Below are 20,104 nucleotides of genomic sequence, written 5' to 3'. Positions count from 1 at the left end.
TCAGTGTCTAGTGCAGCGGCAAGGCATTTTAGAGACTCCAGACTTGGAGTGTGACCCTGTTCTATCCGCTGAATTGTGCGAATATTTAATCCAGACATCATAGCCAGTTGAGCCTGAGTCAGGTGCTTGCTTAATCTGAGTTGTTTGAGGATCATAGTGTTACTCGCTGCAAAGTGATGTCGAAAAGTGTTATCCATAAGCCTCAGCATAAGCAAGGGGTTTGCACCGACTTTTTTGTGACAAAGTATAATTTTCATATAGTTAGCTATCACCAGATATGTCATCTTGGACAGAAAACGGTGCCTTGTTAACTGGAATAAAGACAGATTTACCGGGGGCTTTTAGGGCTACAATCGTGGGCTTCACAGGCTTGTAAGGTTTTTTTTTAACCTGTTTTTGCAGTGTAAGTGCAGGCACGTTTTATTGCATACGTATTCAATAGACGTTTAATCGGATCTCTCTATATTGTTACCGTGATGTAAACATTACCGTTATGACAACAACAGAGAACATACAATGATTAAACAGTCACTCAAAGTGCTGAACACAGCACTCATCGCCGCGGGGTTGGGCATGTCTGCTCAGGCACTGGCCACCCCCACAACCTTTGTTCATTTATTCGAATGGTCCTGGCAGGATATTGCGACCGAATGTGAAACCTTTCTGGGCCCAAAAGGTTACGCCGCCGTACAGGTTTCGCCACCCAGTGAACACATTACCGGCGCTCCCTGGTGGACACGTTATCAGCCTGTCAGTTACCAGCTAGAAAGTCGTAGCGGTAACCGTGCTCAATTTATTGATATGGTGACGCGTTGTAAGGCCGCAGGTGTTGATATTTATGTTGATGCTGTGATTAACCATATGGCACACGGCAGCGGCACAGGCGTTGCGGGCAGTACATTTGGCGACAAGCATTACCCAATCTATAGTCCACAGGACTTTCACGAAACATGTGCAATAAATGATGCCGATTATGGCAATAACGCTTGGCGGGTACAAAACTGTGAGCTGGTAGGTCTGGCTGATCTCAACACCTCCGCGTCGTATGTCCAAAATACACTGGCAGGTTATTTGAATGACTTGGTTGGTATTGGGGTCGCTGGATTTAGACTGGATGCCAGTAAACACATGGCGTCATCGGATATTGCCGCCATCATGGGCAAGGTGAGTGGCGACCCTTTGGTGTTTCAGGAGGTAATTGATCAGGGAGGGCAGGCAGTACGCGCTGATGAGTATTTTGCAAATGGGTTGGTTACTGAGTTTAAGTACAGCACCAAGCTGGGTGACACCTTCAAGTCCGGTAAACTGGCCTGGCTGAGCAGTTTTGGTGAAGCCTGGGACATGATGCCTAGTTATCTTGCGGTGGTATTTGTTGATAATCATGACAACCAGCGAGGCCATGGCGGTGCCGGTAATGTGGTGACGTATGAAGATGGTGCACTGTATGATCTGGCCAATGTCTTTATGCTGGCCTACCCATATGGCTATCCAAAGGTAATGTCGAGTTATGACTTTAACCATGACGGTGATGCTGGACCGCCGGGTAGTCTTGTGCACCAGGGCAGCACCTTAAACTGCTTTGCCAATGAGTGGCAGTGTGAACATCGCCGCAGCATGATTGCAGGTGCCATGGACTTCAGAAACAATACCACAGGCCACTGGACAGTAAATAATTGGTGGGATAATGGTAATAACCAGATAGCTTTCTCCCGTGGTGATGAAGGGTTTGTGGCCATAAACCGTGAAGGTTTTAGCCTGAACCAGACGCTGCAAACCGGTCTTACTGCTGGCGTTTACTGTGATGTCCTCAGCGGTGGTAAGAATACTGCGGGCGATACGTGCCTTGGTAATCAAATCTCGGTTGATCAAAATGGGCTGTCGAGTATCAACATTGGCGCAATGAATGCTGTGGCAATTCATCATAACAGCAAGCTGGGGGACACGCCGACTGAGCCGGTAGGCGACTGGCAAAGAACAGTCGTGTTTATCAAAGCTGAAACGGCCGCAGGTGAGGATCTGTTTGTTCGTGGTGGGCTGGATCATACCTTCGCAGCTTCCCTGGGTCGCAACTGTGACCAGGATCCGCTGCAATGTGCGATGCCCGTTCGCCACAACAACCTGAAAAACCCGACCACACAAGGCTGGAAACAGGGTGACAACTACCTGGACTGGCATGGAGCTGAATCAGGCCAAAGTGCGGAAGCTCTGGGCAGCGCACTAGACTGGACAACTAATTTGTGGCCTGCCGAGTGGGGGACCAAAGCAACGGTAGAAAGCCATGGTTACGGTGAAACCCCGTTGAATCAGTGGGGTGCGCACTACTGGATGCTGGATGTGGACATGGATTGTAGTCAATCCCACAATGGTTGGTTTGAAATCAAAGCCTTTGTTAAAAATGGCGAGGGCTGGGAAGGTGATATTAATCAGGCTAACACGCCCTACAGCAGCAATAACCATTTTGCGCGCTGTGGCCAGATCTCGGTGTTTGAATTCAACCAATCCACTGCGAGTTACATCGCATTTTAATCTCTAAACCACTAAGTTACGTCTGGCGGCGGTCATACTCCCTGGTGACCGCCGCATTTTTACCGGTGCCATTGAGGTTTACGAGAATGAATAAGCGCCCTCGAGTTACTCCAAAAGCTATTGATATAAACAGGTACTGACGTAGGGCGATCGGCATCGTTCAAGCCACTAATTACCGTCCATATTTGATTGTAATTGCACTTGCCACGCAGATTGAGTTGCTGAGACAGTATCAGCTCATCGTTAACGTAAACGAATGTAAAACGAGATGGATATATAATTTTCAGTTCAAACAGAGGCTTGAATAATAAATTCTTCAGGTCAGTTTTTTTGAAGTGAAAATGCAGCTTGCATAACCATGACTTCATAAGTAAATTGCCCGCTTTTTGTTCAACCAATCATCCATTGAGGCAACTCACTGGTGCTCTATTGTCCGGACCATGAAAGCGAGTATGAAATTTAAATACCTTCTAGTATTGATGCTTTTAACATTCAGTTGTTTTGTCAAAGCAACTGTTGATAAGAGCTATTTTACGTATAAAGATAAGAGCGGCGCAATTTACGTCGAAAGCCCAAAGCAATTTGTGTTGATTGCTGTCGATCAAGTGTCGATCCCTCTTTTGATTTACCCCAGTAATGGTCTGATAAAAATACAGTATATCAATGGTCAGTGGGTCCAATCGTTTCTCAATGGGCATGAATGGGAAGCTCTAAAACCGAGTCTTATCAAAGACAGTTCACTTTTATCACGTTTAAAAAGTGTCAATCTTGGTGCAAATGGTGAAGAAGGACTCATCCTCTATACCGATGCAACATCCTATTATCCGGCTACTTTACTATCTCTAAATAAGCAAAGCGGCTATGTGAATGGAGTAGAAATCCCCACAAATATTAATCTGGGGGCTTACACATTAAAGGATGTTAACGGCGATGGAATCATTGATGTCAGTTTTCATGACGAGGTTTTTCTTGGCAGTGCTGATGGTGGTTATGTTTACACCAATAAGCAAGTTGCGACACCAGCGACAAAGGTGGCATTGACTACTGGCCACTTCAGAGTCGATGAGTCAGGTCAGTCTACTTATACAATCCCCGTTTCTTTGCCAACTGGTCCGGGAGGCATAAAACCTTCTGTTGCAATTTCCTATAGCTCTGGCAGTGGTCCGGGAAATGCAGGCTATGGGTGGTATGTTTCCGCAGGGTCCAGCATTACCCGGTGCTCCAAAAACATTGCAACAGATGGTGAACAGTCAGCAGTTCGTTTGTCTAGAAATGATGGCTATTGTTTGGATGGGCAGAGGCTTTTACTGGTTAGTGGTACTTATGGTGCTGCAAATAGCACTTACCGAACAGAGCTCGCGAGCTTTTCTAAAATTACCGCTGTGGGCAAAGACAGCATAAACACCGGTCCAAGCAGTTTTATAGTTGAAACAAAAGACGGGGATGTTAAATATTATGGCTTAAGTTCAGATTCTAATGTAAAGCCTGCAACGCCCTCAGATAACCGAAAAACAACACATACCTGGGCTCTGTCTAAGGTCGAAGATGTTTATAACAACACAATTCAATTTCAGTATGACAAGAGTGAGCACTTAGGTACGCACAGGCTCACTTCGATCCTTTATGGCCAAGTAAGCGTTGCGTTCAATTACGCTATGCGAAATACAAGGCATTCTGGCTACCTGTTAGGAGGAAAAACCCATTCGACCAGGCGTATAACAAGTATTACAGTGACTAAGAGTGGCGAAGCTTATCGTCACTACGCCATCAATAGTGACGGTAGTAAGCATGACTATATTGATAGTATTCAGGAGTGTATCTCCAGTGGTGGATCATGTAAGCCAGCAACTCAATTTGAATACAATAAATCGTTAGACGAGACAAAGTTTACGTTTAGTGGCTTTCAGGAGTCGGGCCTCAGAACGACGACGTTATTTGGCGACTTTAATGGTGACGGTAAGGCGGATAAAGTCTTTACAGATAAAACAGGTAAACAGCTAACGGTTGCGATTACAGAAGGGATTACTGACACGGTCACTAGAAACCTTAAATCAGCGTCTGCCTTCCAACTGGCAGACGTCAATGGTGACGGTTATACGGATATTATCTATGCTGAAAATAGTATCTGGTATGCAAGGGCTTTTCAGCCAGGTACCGTCAACCGTTCGAAATACATATGTGAAGATGAGTTTCTTAAAAACGAAGATGACTTATTCTGCCGTGTGGTAGATTATGTCGAGGAAAGGTCTTTTAGTAACGCCCAGAACCTAGGTATTAGTTATGGCGCTCAGCCTGCCATGTTGGCAGACGTCAATGGAGATGGTTTAGTTGACTGGTTGCATGCAACGGGTAAATCACTTGGCTACCGAGCAAATATTGCTTCAAAGGACACATTAGGACGCAAGTACGATAGCAATATAAAGTATTTTTATACGTTTACTGATAGGGACTTTGGGCCGGCCAGAACCGGTTGTTCAATTAGTCGACAAATTGAGACCAAGTTCACAAAAACCGGAGATCTTAACGGCGACGGTATTTCTGACTTCGTTGTTAAGCTAAAAAGTGCGTACCGCCCCAGCAGCAGCTATGCACGTTGCTCTAACACAGCAGATGTTTTTACATATAAAGTACTGATAAGTAAGCAGACAGCAAACTATGACGCGCACCCAATAGATTTAGAAAGTGATACAGATTTGCGTTTTGCTGCGCTTAACCAGGATGGTTATGCTGATCTTGTATATACAAAGAAAGGCATTTGGTACTCCAGAGTATCAACGGGCTCTACCACCTCGCCATTTCTCCCTGAAAGGCGCTTGCCGAACATTGATGAAAAACTGGGATCTGATGCATACAAAGGTAATGTGCACTTTGCAGATATTAACAATGATCAGCTTTCTGATATTGTAGCTTTGCAGCCTATCCGCACCATTGTCAGGCATGGCGAGTGTCGTAATGAGAATGGAGATCCACGTGAAAGGCCTGTTTCTGGAGAGCCTCAGCTAGAGACGCGACAACAGTGTCCGCCAGGAGAGTACTGGGTGCCAGCGAAATATGGGGATGGACTGCAAACCGTATATTGGCTTGGTAAAAGCATCGGTGCAGCATCTGCTGTCTATGAGTACCATAAAGTTGGTTCTGCGCTGCCCACAACTAACTATACCCTGAAGCTCGCCGATGTAAACGGCGATGGGCTGCCAGATATGTTGCGCAGTAACTCGACTCCAATGGCAGATGCAACCTGGAATCAGATATTAAATGATACAAAATCGGCGCAAGGGGCTGAACACCGTCTTGTATCTATTACTAATGGCTTTGGTGTAAAGACCAGTATTGATTATAAAAATATCAAAGACCGCTCGGTATACACCTATATCCCGGCACTTAATACACTGGGCAAAGTCAATGCTTCCTTCTTCTCACCTAAACATGGAGTTTGGGTTGTCAATGAAGTTAATAGCGATTCGAACACGCTGGCTGGCTTTAATGAGCGTGTTGGCGTGCGCTATGAATATGCCGGTCTGGTTATTAATAAGAGAGGAAGGGGCACGCAAGGGTTTCATCAAATCTCAACGACTGATAAGCATAGCGGTGTAAAAACCTCTACCTACTATCACCAGAACTGGCCGTATACCGGAAGGCCCGCGAGGACGGTGACTTATACATCTGATGATCTGTTGATTGCCGAGGCTAAATCAACCTGGTCTACTTCTAAAAGCCACCTGGGCGAGACGTTCGTTTATTTGAGACAGGCATCTGAAAGGGGCTGGCAGATAGGCACTGATAATGAGCGCCGAGAGATAAAACGAGTTCTAACGGTGAATAGTTATGATGAGGGAATGTCCGAAAAGTGGGGGAATCTGACAAAAACAGTTGTGAAGACATTTGCGGCAGATAACACAGCTTTGATCTTTGCTGATCATACGACAACCAACATCAATACTTATCATACGGAGAATGATGGGCTGAGGTTTGGTCGACTTAAAAAAGCCACTGTTACGCAAGAAATGAAAAATGGGTACAGAAAGGCCACACGTCAGACTGAATTTGAATACTATCCAAACTTGATGCTAAAAAGCGAGACTGTCGCAGGGGAATGTGCCTCTGAGTCGGTGACGCGTCCGGCAACTGGATATTGTGACAGATATAACACTCATACTAAAAGTTATGAATATGATGCGTTTGGCAATGTTAATAAAACCACTGTTTCCGGATACCATGGAAGCCGAACCAGTACAAAACAGTACGATAGCACTGGTGAATTGGTTATTCAAAATACCAATATACAAGGTCACAAGACATCATACCTGTACAATGGAACGAGATCAGCCAAGGGGATCATTCATTCTAGTTCAGTCACAGATCCAAATGGGTTAACGAGTACCAGTTTCTTTGATGCATGGGGGGATCCGGTCAAAACGATCCATGCCGATGGCAATGAATCGAGACAATCGACCCAATTGTGTGGAAGCAATAAATTGTGTGCTGGTGTCAATGGGTATTACTTTACTCAGTCTGTTGAGCCAGGCAGCTCACCGGTTTACACGGTCTATGACAAGTTTGGCAGACAATCCAGAAGTATTAAGTATCTGTTAGATGGGACTCAGTCATATGAAGACATTACATATGACAAACATAACAATCCGCAGAGTAAAACTTTGCCGTATCGCCCTGGAGAGCGACCAGAAAGTTTCCAGTACCGCTATGACAAATACAATCGTCTGACCACGTCCACAAAGCCCGGTGGCAAATCAACTAGTATCAATTACTACGGTAATGACACGGTAACATCTGATAATTCGAGCGCCAATGATGGTGTGGCTGTCAGAGGTTACTACCGAAGAGAGCGTGTGGATATTTTGGGCCGCACTGTATTTAAAACTGAGCCTTATGTCTTCGGTGCCGATTACAAAAAGGTTAGTAAAGTTGTCTTCGAATATGATGCATTTGGTAATCAGGTGACTGCCCGAAATGAGATTTATGACGTCAACACCAGTACCTTTAAATCCTCAGAGATACATACAGAATACGACAACTATGGGCGTAAGCTTAAAGTCAAAGATCCGTCCAGAGGTGAATGGAAAACTTTTTACAGCACTTTTGGTGAAATAAAGTCCGTCATTACAAGCCGCAGTAGTGCAGGTGACGTTTATGAAAAGCTTGAACACCACTATGATAGGTGGGGGCGGATTCAAAGAACGGTGCAAGTTGAAAAGCAGATTTCAAAGCAGTTAATTCAGTGTTACGTATATGGTGAAAGCAGTAGTGCAAGAAACTTAGGGAAACTCATTGCTACGCATCAGTATCGAGTGGGTAAGCCGAAGCCAAGCAGGCCGAATGCACGTCCTCCAATTTGGAGCTGTGACCTGTTAGCCAGCAGAGCGACACCGTCACTTAGTAAATTCTACTACTTCGATGGGTTTGGCAGGCCGAGCAAACAGGTTACAAGCAATGAAGGTGGTGAATTTGCAATCGTAAATGGTTACAACAGTGTTGGTCAGCTAACTGATCGGGCATTGCCTAATGGGTTGTTTGTAAAAACACTTTATCGTCATGGGTATGCCTATAAGACAATTAATGCACAAACCAATACGTTACTGAGTGAAATTAAAGAAGTTGATGCGCAAGGTCGTGTTACAGAGCAGTTGTTGGCTGGTGGCGTTACAAGAGCACAGGCTTTTGAAAGTGACAGTGGCTTCATCGATTCTATTACTATCAGTAATGGCAGACAAACGCTATACAATGTGACCTACAAGCACGATGCTCGGGGAACAACGCGCTCGCGTGAAAGCACGTATTATGAACCAGGTTATGGCAGTGACTGGTTTAAATATGCGGAGACATTCGAGTATGAAGATAATGGGTTACAACGACTTGAGAGTCGTACGGTTACGCATTCAAGCAGTAATTATGCTACGCCTCTGAGACTTGCGAACGAAAGCTATAGCTACGATGGTTTTGGTAACCTGAAATCGCATTCAAATGTGGGTACATACCACTACAACAATAAGAGTAATCCTTATCAGTTAAGCAGTATCAGCGGAAAAGCTGGTAAGCGCAGTTACTCAATGCAATATGATGAACATGGAAACATCGTAAATGATGGCCAGCGTAAGTTCTTTTATACGCATTTTGATAAGCCGTATAAAATACTGAAAAACAGCTCTACTTATACTGAGTTTAAATACGATGAGAAGCAAACGCGATACTATCGTAAAGATGTACGAAGCATAAATGGCAACATTCAGACTAAAGAAACTTACTACATCGGTAAAATTTATGAGCTGACAAAACGCGCTGGCGGTAAGGACGGTTACGGAAAAGCACTCCCTGACCAGATTGAACACCGTTGGTATGTTGCCGGTGTAGTGATTAGCGAAATCGAAGGGCAAGGCCTGAAAACCGAAGTTGCACACACGGATATGCTTGGCTCAACGGTAATGGTGACCAATGGCTCTGGTAATGCGATTGCACAGTATTTGTATGACCCATGGGGTAAGCAGCAGCAGGTGTATGCGTCATCGGGATTATCTCTTAGCTTGATGCCGTTATCTCAGATGCGTGGATTTACCGGTCATGAGCAAATAGATGATCTTGAAATTGTGCATATGAATGGGCGGATCTATGACGCGAATATTGGTCGTTTTTTACAAGCAGACCCATTCGTTCAATTTCCGGGCGTAACACAAAGCCATAACCGATATAGTTACGTGCTCAATAACCCATTGACGTATAACGATCCAAGTGGCTACTTCCTGAAAAAATTGATGGAAGTTACTGGTATTTCGTCAATATTGAAGGCTATAGCTAAAGTACCTATTCTCGATGCTGCCGTCAGTATCGGACTTACTTTCGTAGCCCCCTGGTCTGTAGGTATCTATCAGGCATTGAAAACCTACGCAGTTACAGGGAGCTTTGGTGCTGCATTACGAGGGTTTGTGATTTCAAATCTGACAATCGCTGCATCGTCAGTGATTGGCAGTCATCTACCCTTTGATGGATGGTATGCCGTCGCGAATGTGGCATCGCACGCAGCAGTTGGTGGCATTGCCTCTGTACTGCAGGGTGGGGAGTTTGGCCATGGTTTTGTCAGCTCCATGGTAACGGCTTCCATGAAAGGATTTATGAACCCCCAAACGGGTACTACAGCTGATGCCGTGCGCAGAACCGTAATTGCAGGCCTTGTTGGAGGAACTGTGTCTGAAGTGACCGGCGGGAAGTTTGCAAATGGTGCGGTGACCTCAGCAATGCAGTGGTGGTTTAATGCTGAAAATGGTGGGAAGTTTGCGGAGAAAGACGACCAGGCACTCACAGCTATGCAAGATGAAGTAAGCAATGCAAAAGAGCTCAATAAGAAAGGTTCAACTCGCGATGAAGCTCGTATGAGGCTCGCTACGTTGGAAGAGATGTTAGCGGAAAGGGATTTTTCTGGTAAAGAACTAGATTCTATTATGAAGCTAGATAGAGCTACAGTTAACTACAGGCTCCAAAAGGTTTCTCAGAGTATAAGCTCTGGGGGGCTAAATAACCTTGCGTTATCAACAGGTGAAATTACGTTAAGCTACTATGAGGGAGGGTTAGACCTGGCAAAAGGGAACTTCAGGGGGGCCGTTCAAAGCTATGCTGAAATGTTTTGGGGGGTAATTGGGGCGGTTGATATTGACTCTAATAATGGTGCGTTTATGGAAAGTTATAATCAGGCACTTACCAGTAATGTAGGTGATTTACTCGAATACAGGCTAAATTCGGCTTTGAAATAGTGCGTTAGAGGTAATAAGTGAAACATTTAATTTGGTTTTTTTTAGTTCTGTCTATGTCAGTATTCGCTCAAGAGAATGTAACTTTATCTGGGTGCAGGGATGCCTATATAAAGGAAGTCATTCCGGGTACAGTAAACAACTTGAAAGGTGACCGTTGTGATTTGGGTGGGGTGGATAATCTCCATATTGTAGTATTTGGAGGCTACAGCTATATGAGTGCTGATGATCTTATCGCACTCATACTGAACTCCAATACGTTTATCGAGGGGGAGTTATCGTTATCTGACAGGTTGGTAGCAGAGGTTACAAAGGTGTGGGTTAAACTAGGTCTTAGTACAACTCATTTTGATATTTTTATCCCATTATTCAGCAGCTTGTTTTATGGCGACTCGGTTTCTGTAAAAGTTCTAGCGCAGCCACAACCGAAGTGTACTTTTTTCGAATTAACACATGAGTACGGATTGGTTCAATTGCTTGGGATCAAAAATGTCAGTGCTACAAACATCTTAAATGGTACTGTGTATCAATACTACCTGGCTTATATTGATTTGGAAAATGAGCAACAGTTGAAGCTGAGTAACACCGAATTGTTGTTGGAGTCCTATTGTGCATTAGAGTTTGAAACGGAAGGAGTTCGTGAGGCTCTGATGCCACCCTCGCCAATAAAGCTTAAAGAGGGTTAACTGATGAATATATCCTTCCTAAATTACTACACTGTTGATTAGGGTAAGGAATTACATAGTTACATGGACTGCTACTAACAGTTGCGAAACACCCATTCAAAGTTGGCGCTCAGTGAGCGCCCTTTTTATGTGCAATGATACCAGGGCAGGTTCAACTTGGAAGTGTACCAGCTTAGGATGGATGTTTTGCTATTTAATTGTTATACCGGTTAGGCTTTGAGCGTGGGGGAGTTTGCATTACTTGTGTGGTTTGTAATTCATTCTACTGTTTCTGAATTCTGGTCCGAATTGTGGTTGTAAGAGGGTTTTTAGTGCTTGAAACTGTTTTTTTAATTAACGTGTTGTGCGTGGTGTATTTTACATCAAAGTACATTGGCTCACTCGATGACGTTCTGGCTTTGGGTTGTAAGGATGAACTAAAAAAGCTAGTTGTTTTTCCCAATTCAGTTGAAAGTAAGTTCATGTTGATGAAAGATATAAAATTTTACTTTTTATTAATGACGGGGAAATATAGAAAATCTATAGAGTCGAAAGATCTAATAAAAGTACTAGATAAAAGTAGGTGGTATCTCCTGATGCAATACCCATTTTTAGTTGTTGTCTTTCTTGTTCCAATATTTGCAAATTTTTATGCCTAAAAAGGACAAAAACTTCAGCGTGCAAAGTTAAGGCGATATCCATTAAAATTTGGCGATTAGTGAGCGCCTTATTTTTGTGTAGTAACATCAACACAGTGAGAAAGTTAACTGTTACCTGAAATTGGCGTAAAGAAGATGTGCCTTCTATATTTAGAAAGCACCCAATGGATTTAGGGTGTTGAATTAAAAATAACATGGTAATTATTTTTGTGAATCTTTATTGAGTCGGTCATTTAAATTTTAGCAGGCTTTAATTGCAAGGTTTGGCTTTATGTTTATTTTTAGGTTTAAATAAAAAGAGGGTAATTATGAAGTGTTTTGTGTTTGTATTATGTATAATTGCATCTTGCTCTGCAAATGCGGTAGTACATGTGAAAGATGCGGTAATAGAGAGTGTTTATTGTGGGTATGTAGATACCTATGATATGTGTTCGGTGTTATTTACCTCAGATACGGTTATGCATGGTCTCGAAGGCAGTTGCCATACTTTACCTGCTAAACGCATGCAATTTAAAGGTGATACTCCGATGGGAAAGACATTGTTATCACTGGCGTTGACCGCATATACGACGAAAGTTAAGGTTGACGTGTATGCCAGAGAAAAATGCACTATATATCCTGGATTGTCAGATGTGAATTTTATCACGCTAAAATAAAGCTTGTCTTAGCTTGGTGTTCGGTAATTATAAAGGAGATGGTTTACATGGGCTGCCAACTAAAATTGGCATATGGAAGTGCGCCATTTATCTATTGGTAATACTCGATGTATTGAGGGTGATAGATTATGCCAGTGGTATAGAAAAGACCGATCAGCTTACCGGATGCTAAATACTACTAGGGTATTTTTCGATGTGAGGACAGCTATCTTAACGGGGAAATCGGGTTAACCCGTGTGGGTTAAGTGGGTCACTGAAAACTACTTATCTGTTTGCCAAAGTGCAATGTAATCTGGTTGAGGTGTACCTATATAAAACTCGACGACGACCCGCTCGCTAAAGAGCAGCTGGTTATATCTGGATTTTTTGAGAAGATTTAACTGACACTCCAGAATTTACTTTGCAAGATTTAGTGTGGCGGCAGTTAATTTGCTCGTCAATGTGGGAATCAAACAGTAAGCCCTTAAGCATAGCAACCAGGCATAGCAGGGGAATTTATTGTTGCTTTATGCTCGCTTAATTCTGTGGATATGCATCAAAGGTTATTGAGCTTGGCGGCATAGGAGATGGCCTTGATTTCGTGTTGCATCAGTTCAATTAACTCTCTGGCATTCTTTTCAGTGATAGATGTGATGAGCCTGACGCGTTTTTTACAGAATAATTCGAACAGCATGCCGACCCGGGCTGCATGAAAATCTGAGGTAATCACATACGCATTGTTGTAGTCCAGGCTGCTCAGAAGCTCACTGGTTTTTTGCGCATCCTCGAATGTATTGGCTGACGATATCCCCTGAATAAAGTGCATCGGCTGGGTAAGCTGGCCTTCGATGTAGTGTCGCATATATTCGTAGTGTGGCGTTGTTGTGGCATTAAAGTGTGGACCAAAGCCACCGGTAAGCACACACCGGATCTGATGCTTGCTAAGCACTTCAATTGCTTTGTCTGCCCGCTCTTTCGCCAGGCTGGAAAGCACGCCGCTATCATCATTGGTGCAACCTAATACAATCAACACATCTTTGTTTGTAAACGCCATTTCTATCCTCTTTGAACCTGGGCTATGTCTTTGAGCAATTTAATCTGGTCAGGTAATAGTACTTAAATGCACAGTACAGATCATCCGTCTTTATTACATGGGATGTGTGACAGCCATTTGTAACAGTGTTGATGTCTATTATTTGTATTTTTGCACTATTCCTGTTGGGGGACGTCTGTGCACTTTGAAAGAGGCACCTGGAATACATTCTGATATCTGACTTTTAGGACAAAAACTCTAATAAATTCAATTGAAAGCATGCATAAAACTAAAGTGCTAATTTTTTACCCAAAACATAAACGAAAACCTCATTTACCACAAAAAGGTAATCTTGAAAGTAAAATGTAAAAATAAATGTGTATCTTTTTGGTGTTGCGCAACATATGTAGAAATGAAATTTTAAAATTCTAATAAAATAATGAGGAAATTATGAAGTTTAAATACGCTGCAATGTTGAGCGTTATCTCTGCGATTACATTGTCACCGGTTGCAAATGCTTACCTGTATAAAGATCCTGGCTATGTTGAGCGTAATGCGCGTTCGATACAAAAGAACAAAGTGATTGGCCAGTCTCATCAGTATCGTGATCAGCAGGGCTGGATGTACGTTGATCAGGTGCAAAATGGTGCTACACAAGGTTTTTATCAGGCTGGAAACTGGCTAAAGCTGAATAACCGTAACTTTAAAATGTCCATCGGGGAGCTGGAGTTTTCGTTTAACCCCAGCAAACTGGATTGTACTCAGGGCATGAGCTTTAATTTTACTGTAGGTGAAGACACTGTCGCAGCCTTCAAGCCAAACTGTGACGATCTGTTAGATGCTTCGATCACCTATCCTGTTGAGTATTACTTTGATCTGATCCCTGAACCCATTAAGCCTAAAGTTGAGCTGCCGCTTGACCCTCTGGGCCTGCTCAAATTAGGCGTTAAATTTGGTGCGGGTATTGAAGCCGGTGCTGAATTTACCGTGGGTGGTGTGATTGGTGGGCATGGCAACGAAGAGCCATTTGAGGTAGACGGAGTAAGACGCCCTGATTATGTCTATGCTGCTGTAGAGCCGTTTGTCGGCGGTGTAGTATCCAGCTCGGCGTATGGATCGTTTGGCCATGGCATCTCTGAAGCCGGTGTTAAAGGTAAAGTTAACTTACTAAAAGTGAAGGGCAAGGGCTATGTAGAAGCCGGAATCCGTCGCATCGTTCAGGATGAACAAGTGATTGAACAAGGCTTCCTGGAGCTGAAGGTAAGCACTAAGCTGACTGGTGGAGATGGCAAGATCCAGGCTTACTGCAAAAAGCTGTGGGGGTTGTTGCAGTTTAATGTGGATGTCCTGAAATGGGACCCGCTGTATACGCGTGAAACCGTATTGTACGAATATGCAAGCCCTGTTTGGGAAGATCTATAACCCCTGGATGTTGGTGGCCTGAATAAGGCCACCATTTCGAGATAGCTTTATGAAAAAAATAACGATTACGCTGGCTTCTTTTAGTCTATTAGGCATCTTGGTTTTCGTGGCTAATTTGTCATTTAAACAGGCCTATCAGAGCCCAGACGCTAAAGCACTGCGCACTGCTAACCCCAATCACGTCAAGAACCAGGCGCATATTTCTGGATATCAAGTCCATATACAGTCTGCTGTATTGAGTGATAAAGGCACTGCGTTTGCTCACTCTGATTTAACATGGAAAATGTACTTTCATCAGGCTTTGGGGAATGCTTCAAGGTCTGCCGCGCTGCTAACCGATATAGAATTTGTCTCTGATAATAAAGCTCAGCACATGCCGCAGCAGTTACCGTTTTACTTTTCTTATGACGGACAGCAATTTGTACATTCAGATCTGTTGGGGTTAGCGCAGTCTCATCCGTTATCCGTGTTGCCAAAAATACTGGATCTGATGAGCTATTCACTAACAGAAATACTAACCTTCAATGATGCATTGGGATCAACGACATATCGCTTTGAGCAAGATGGCAATGCCATTGGCAGAGAAATTGTGAGGCAACAGAGGCAAACCAATAATAAAGCGCAAGAAAGCTGGTTACTCACATTAAAAAACGCTGATCATACTATGACCAATCAGCCAGGCCTGCTCACGCTTGAGTACAGTCATACGCAAACTTTGCAGCAAAACACGCAACAGTATCAAATTGTACAAACTGTGAAAATACAGCCTGTAGAATACCAGCCATTTGCTCTGGCCAACTGGAGCGCATCTCATAATGCGAGTATCCCATCGTTAGATAATAACCCGTCTGCACCGGTCGTGATCACTGCGGAGAACTTTATGGCACAGTTGGAGCAGTTATCTGGTTCTTTGGATCCCATGCTGGCAAAAGAAATCGGGAAGTTCATGTTAGAGAACTACGATCATAGTACCATTAAGGCCTACCTGACGGAGCATGCTGGTCTGAACTCCGCATTGATCTATTCGTTGCAAAAAGCACAGACACCGGAGGCCGAACAAACCCTTGCTGACTTGCTGATTGAACGCGACCTTGACCATCCCTCTTTGCAAAAGGTCGCAATGGCACTGGGCAGAATCGAAAATGCGTCAAATATTGCATTTACCAGCCTGCAAGCTGTGGCAGACGATCATTCTGACCAAACATTGTCAGGCGTTGCCTTGCTGAGTATTGGCACGATGAATAAGTTTTCGCCAGCTCAGTCACAGCAGGTGGAGCGATTATTAGAACGCAAATTGACCGAGCCACAACAGCTGCCAACAGCCATTTTGGCGATCGCCAATAGCAAAAATCCAGCTTTGGTGAACAGGCTGCCCGAATATCTGAACCACACAGACGGACAAGTCAGGCGCAATACAATCAAATCGTTGGCGAACAATGAAGTCTATCAGGATCAGGTTGTCACCAGCCTGACCGATGCGCCAGATGTGAATACAGTGGATGCGTTTGTCAGGACATATCAGCGTGCTGACTACACGTTATCTGAGGAGAATATCGGCAAACTGACGGCGTTTTATCAGGCAACAACACACCCAATAATTAAAAAGCGTCTTGCGTCGATCATTCAACAGTAGTCATAGGGTGGTCGTGTGTTTATGCCACTCTTTTAGCAATTAACAAACGCTAAAGAGTGGCCAGCTTACTAACTTATGTTCATCCAGTCATTAAGGCTGCACGTAATATTATGTAATACCAAGCTTACCCCGGGCCTTCTAACCTTTCATCACTTATTAAACGGTCAATATGAGGAATAAACCGATGAAAGATGTATTTTTTGGACTAGCAGAACAATACGACACAGGCAGTATTCCCAACGTAGCGATTAATGCTTCTGGTCAGATACTGGAGGTACATAAGAACGAAGAAGGTTATAAGCTTTACTATCGATTTGGCAACTTAAACAAAGCAACTGTAAGCTGGGGATCCAGTCACCACTATGATGACGGTAACACGCCTGCTGTGGCAATGAACAACCGGGGTGTTGCGGTTGAAGTTCATAAAAACCAGGCTGGCTCTACACTGTACTATCATGTCGGGGATGTGTCTTCAAACGGCGTAAGCTGGCATAGCTCTCATAAGTACGACAGTGGTATTGAACCGCATGTTGCAGTCAACGACGATGGTATTGTGGTAGAAGTTCATAAGACTCAAAGCCCATTTAGCAACGGTCTTTACTATCACGTGGGGCAGGTAAACGGGAGCAAAGTTGATTGGCATTCCAGCCATGAATACGACTCAGGTTCGGTTCCTCAGGTCGCCCTGAATAATAATGGCTACGTCGTTGAAGTACACCAGTCTCAAAGTAAATCAAAAGTCTGGTATCACGTGGGTCGAGTGAATGGCAGCAAAGTTGACTTTGGTAGTAGCCATGAGTTTGGGTCGGGTACGGCGCCAAGTGTCGCGTTAACCGACGATGAAATGGTGATAGCAGTATGGAGTCAGGGCACAAAGCTTTATCAACGCCAGGGCCAAATTAGTGGGACTCAAATTGACTGGCAAAGTGACGCTGTTGAATTTGATGATGGTCAGCGTCCTTCCGTTGGCATTGCTAATAACACAGCAGTGCAGGTGCACCCTTCAGAAACAATTCTATACGGATTGTGGTATTCCACCTCCATGCTCACAAACCGGGCTTCATGGATGCAAGACAGGTTAAGCGAACTGGGTAACAGAACTATTTCAGAATTGGCCCTGCCAGCTTCTCATGATTCGGGGATGTATAAAGGTGGACTAGCCGTATTTGGCAAAACGCAAGACTTGTCCATTAAAGGTCAATTAGAAGCAGGAGTCAGATACTTCGATTTGCGCCCCAAATGGATTGGCAGTAAGTTTGTTATTTATCATGGCCCAATTACCGGACCTGACTTATCAGAAGTATTGTCCGACATTCGTGCCTACTGTGAACAAGGCCATAAGGAGCTTGCTATCCTCAAGTTTTCTCACTTTGATGGCATCAATAGCGCTAATTACCCTGTATTTCGTCAACAAGTTGAAGATGCAATAGGTGCATGGATGGTTAAAACGAAACCTGAAGGCAAGCGTCTAGCTGAGGGCACGCTCAGTGAATACGTAAACGACGGTACAGCAATGATGGTGGCCGTTGGCAATGATTTAGCAATTGACCAACCACAGCAAGGTTTTTGGGTTTATAAAGACTGGGATTCGGGCTCTGTTGCTCAAGCTGATCTCACCGTCTTTGATGAGTATTCTAATACCATTAGTTTTAGCTCGATGAAGAAAGACCAGTTTGAGAAATTCGAGACATTTACCGGCAAGTGCAAAAAAGATCCAAGCGTGCCGTGCGATCTCTTCTTACTCTCATGGACACTCACCCCGCCAACAGCCGTATGGCCGGTCTCCAAAGAAGCAAACCGGGCATTAGGCAGTGCAATGGTCGAGCTGCCTGAGAAAAATCAGTACGGTAAAATAGTTAATTTGCTGTATGTCGACTATGTCGAATACGCGCGGGCGACCGATGTGGCGATAGCGCAAAACAACACAAACCAGTTCTAAGAGTTCGCCAGGCTCACCGGGGAAGGAAATTAGACTTTTCCTTTCCCGTTTACGAGCAACGTAACAATCAGGTGTTGCGCTTTAAACCGAAGGCGCCTGGTCTTTTCGTTCTTACCTTCTGCATTCATCATTGCAGAACACGCTGATCATACCTTTCTTAGCGTATCGAGTAACTGTACAGCAAGCTCCCCACAAGGGGCGGCCTCGTTGTTGTGATTTAAGTGCTATTGTGAAGAGACAGCACAGGCCTAAACAGTAAACAGACTAAGAGAATGAACGATGAACACAGAACAAGCATACAATATTCTGGGAAACGTGCTTTGTGCCTACTTCGACCCTGACGAGCCATTTGATAAGCTGGAAATGATATTAGAAATTGGCGATGGTGCGACAGCTGAAACGGTATGGAAGCACTTTAAAGGCCAGAAAACATGCCCTTCCCTTAGTGTGGATATCCCGCTTCAGGCTGCAATTGATTTACATAGTGCTGCTTTTTTCCTTCGTGATAACCTGCTCGAAACAAGCAATGAGCAGATCTGGGGGTTGGTTTTTACCCTCCACCCGGATAGCAGCTTTAATATAGAGTACACCTATGAAAAGTCTGACTGGTTAAAAGGCGGAGAGTGAGCGTACTGCCGGATTAGCTAAATTTTAAAACTAAAATGCCCGACTTGGCGGGCATGTTTGTTGATTATTGAGTGGTAATTTGTATTACCGTCAGCTTGCCCGGCGTTGCTGCCAGAATGCGGCCTCATGCCAGCGCTGCTCTTGTTGGTAGAAGTATTCTCTTTGGCTGAGGTAATTAATAAACTCATTGCCTATGAATTGCCGGTACTCAGCCAGTGTAGTTGGCTTGTTATCCAGCCAGTCTGCGATGGCGTGTGCTGCTTTAAGCCCGGTTGCCAGCGCTTTGTAAACCCCCTGAGAGCTGATGGGGTCATAGCAGGATGCTGCGTCGCCAACTGCCAGCCAGCCATTGCCTGCCGGAGGGTTAAGCAAACTAGAGGGGGTTTTCCAGTTGTGTAAATGCGCAGGCGGGGCGAGGCTGTGTACGCGCTCTGCCACATGTGCGCTCTGATGTAACAGGGCGAACCAGTTTTTGGGGTCTTTCAGCCCATGCTCTTTGGCGATATGGGCATCGGTTGTCAAACTGACCACCAGCTGGTTGTTTGGAATAGAGGCGCAATACCACCAGCCAAGGTCGATGGCCTCAAGCAAAGTCAGCTTGAGTGTATTTAAGTCGGTATCTTTGCAATCAAAATAAGCGGCAATGCTTAGCATCGTATCCTGCATTTTGGGTTGGGCGCCGAACCTGCGTGCAACGATGGCAGACTGACCTGTGGCATCCACCACAAAACGACATCGTACAGGCGGCTGATCGTCAAAAGATAACTGGAATGGATGGAGCGTGTTGTGCTCAACAGAGACAGACGCAAAACGCGTTTCACAGGCAAGGTGACCCCCCCTTTGCTTAAACTGATCTGCCATAAACTGGTCAAAGCGACGTCTGTCGAGATGCCAGCCCGCGCCATAGGGGTTGAACAAGTTATCATTAAACCCCAGTTGTGCGCTGCCCCAGCTGGAGAAACTGCCCAGGCAAGGTTCATGGTCTTGCTGTTCAAAGGCATCAGCAATGTTCAGGCGTTGAAATAATTTACGGGTGTCAGGCGGAATACTCTCACCAATTTTAGGTTTGCTGTAGCTACCAGCTTCGGCAAGGAAAACCCTGCCGACGCCGATATTTTGTAGCGCGATCCCCGTGGCTGTCCCTGCCGGACCACCACCCACAATGGCCACGTCAAATTCCCTGCTGTCATCAATCGCGCTCATTATGTTTC

At 44.5% G+C, this 20,104-nt stretch carries 10 protein-coding genes and 1 pseudogene; 8 read left to right on the top strand and 3 right to left on the bottom strand.

All coding sequences use genetic code 11. The features are described 5' to 3' along the window. Positions 1–2: 2 nt before the first annotated feature. A pseudogene (locus CWC22_RS24650) lies at positions 3–155 on the bottom strand (helix-turn-helix domain-containing protein); the annotation flags it as partial. A gap of 361 nt (positions 156–516) precedes the next feature. Between CWC22_RS24650 and CWC22_RS21785 the strand changes: the two are divergent. The 4 genes from CWC22_RS21785 to CWC22_RS21770 all read left to right on the top strand — a co-directional run bounded on the left by CWC22_RS21785 (position 517) and on the right by CWC22_RS21770 (position 12,260). Next, on the top strand, positions 517–2,526 hold the full coding sequence (locus tag CWC22_RS21785) for an alpha-amylase (RefSeq protein ID WP_138539151.1): 2,010 nt from the start codon (positions 517–519) through the stop codon (positions 2,524–2,526). Between the two features lie 452 nt (positions 2,527–2,978). After that, positions 2,979–10,283 (top strand): RHS repeat-associated core domain-containing protein, encoded by a 7,305-nt coding sequence (locus CWC22_RS21780; RefSeq protein WP_171045121.1) that lies wholly within the window; start codon positions 2,979–2,981, stop codon positions 10,281–10,283. A 17-nt stretch (positions 10,284–10,300) separates the two neighbouring features. After that, positions 10,301–10,966, top strand: a complete 666-nt coding sequence (locus CWC22_RS21775; RefSeq protein WP_138539149.1) for a hypothetical protein — start codon at positions 10,301–10,303, stop codon at positions 10,964–10,966. 946 nt (positions 10,967–11,912) lie between these two features. Next, a complete protein-coding gene (locus tag CWC22_RS21770; RefSeq protein WP_195879891.1) occupies positions 11,913–12,260 on the top strand; it encodes a hypothetical protein in 348 nt (115 codons plus the stop codon). 535 nt (positions 12,261–12,795) lie between these two features. On the opposite strand, the gene CWC22_RS21765 is transcribed toward CWC22_RS21770, so the two are convergent. Further along, positions 12,796–13,293: a YdcF family protein gene (locus CWC22_RS21765; RefSeq protein WP_138539147.1), complete on the bottom strand. Its 498-nt coding sequence runs from the start codon at positions 13,291–13,293 to the stop codon at positions 12,796–12,798. 429 nt (positions 13,294–13,722) lie between these two features. Here CWC22_RS21765 and CWC22_RS21760 point away from each other — a divergent pair, with 429 nt between their 5' ends. The 4 genes from CWC22_RS21760 to CWC22_RS21745 all read left to right on the top strand — a co-directional run bounded on the left by CWC22_RS21760 (position 13,723) and on the right by CWC22_RS21745 (position 18,893). Then, positions 13,723–14,694, top strand: coding sequence for a hypothetical protein (locus tag CWC22_RS21760; protein ID WP_049862959.1), 972 nt, complete (start codon positions 13,723–13,725; stop codon positions 14,692–14,694). Between the two features lie 49 nt (positions 14,695–14,743). After that, on the top strand, positions 14,744–16,327 hold the full coding sequence (locus CWC22_RS21755; RefSeq protein ID WP_138539146.1) for a hypothetical protein: 1,584 nt from the start codon (positions 14,744–14,746) through the stop codon (positions 16,325–16,327). 184 nt (positions 16,328–16,511) lie between these two features. After that, positions 16,512–18,266 carry a hypothetical protein gene (locus CWC22_RS21750; RefSeq protein ID WP_138539145.1) on the top strand — a complete coding sequence of 585 codons (1,755 nt, stop codon included), beginning with the start codon at positions 16,512–16,514 and terminating at the stop codon, positions 18,264–18,266. Between the two features lie 279 nt (positions 18,267–18,545). Beyond that, a complete protein-coding gene (locus CWC22_RS21745; protein WP_138539144.1) occupies positions 18,546–18,893 on the top strand; it encodes a hypothetical protein in 348 nt (115 codons plus the stop codon). A gap of 90 nt (positions 18,894–18,983) precedes the next feature. Here the strand turns inward: CWC22_RS21745 and CWC22_RS21740 are convergent, their stop codons facing one another. Beyond that, on the bottom strand, positions 18,984–20,096 hold the full coding sequence (locus CWC22_RS21740) for a tryptophan 7-halogenase (RefSeq protein ID WP_138539143.1): 1,113 nt from the start codon (positions 20,094–20,096) through the stop codon (positions 18,984–18,986). Positions 20,097–20,104 lie beyond the last annotated feature (8 nt).

Origin of the sequence: Pseudoalteromonas rubra (genome assembly GCF_005886805.2) — a bacterium.
Classification (GTDB): Bacteria; Pseudomonadota; Gammaproteobacteria; order Enterobacterales; family Alteromonadaceae; genus Pseudoalteromonas; species Pseudoalteromonas rubra_D.
This window is presented reverse-complemented; position numbering and strand designations above follow the sequence as displayed.

What these genes read in the sequence shown, in the direction of transcription:
- CWC22_RS21785 (WP_138539151.1), top strand. Translation starts at nt 517, where the DNA reads ATGATTAAACAGTCACTCAAAGTGCTGAACACAGCACTCATCGCCGCG.
- CWC22_RS21780 (WP_171045121.1), top strand. Translation starts at nt 2,979, where the DNA reads ATGAAATTTAAATACCTTCTAGTATTGATGCTTTTAACATTCAGTTGT.
- CWC22_RS21770 (WP_195879891.1), top strand. Translation starts at nt 11,913, where the DNA reads ATGAAGTGTTTTGTGTTTGTATTATGTATAATTGCATCTTGCTCTGCA.
- CWC22_RS21765 (WP_138539147.1), bottom strand. Translation starts at nt 13,293, where the DNA reads ATGGCGTTTACAAACAAAGATGTGTTGATTGTATTAGGTTGCACCAAT.
- CWC22_RS21760 (WP_049862959.1), top strand. Translation starts at nt 13,723, where the DNA reads ATGAAGTTTAAATACGCTGCAATGTTGAGCGTTATCTCTGCGATTACA.
- CWC22_RS21755 (WP_138539146.1), top strand. Translation starts at nt 14,744, where the DNA reads ATGAAAAAAATAACGATTACGCTGGCTTCTTTTAGTCTATTAGGCATC.
- CWC22_RS21750 (WP_138539145.1), top strand. Translation starts at nt 16,512, where the DNA reads ATGAAAGATGTATTTTTTGGACTAGCAGAACAATACGACACAGGCAGT.
- CWC22_RS21745 (WP_138539144.1), top strand. Translation starts at nt 18,546, where the DNA reads ATGAACACAGAACAAGCATACAATATTCTGGGAAACGTGCTTTGTGCC.
- CWC22_RS21740 (WP_138539143.1), bottom strand. Translation starts at nt 20,096, where the DNA reads ATGAGCGCGATTGATGACAGCAGGGAATTTGACGTGGCCATTGTGGGT.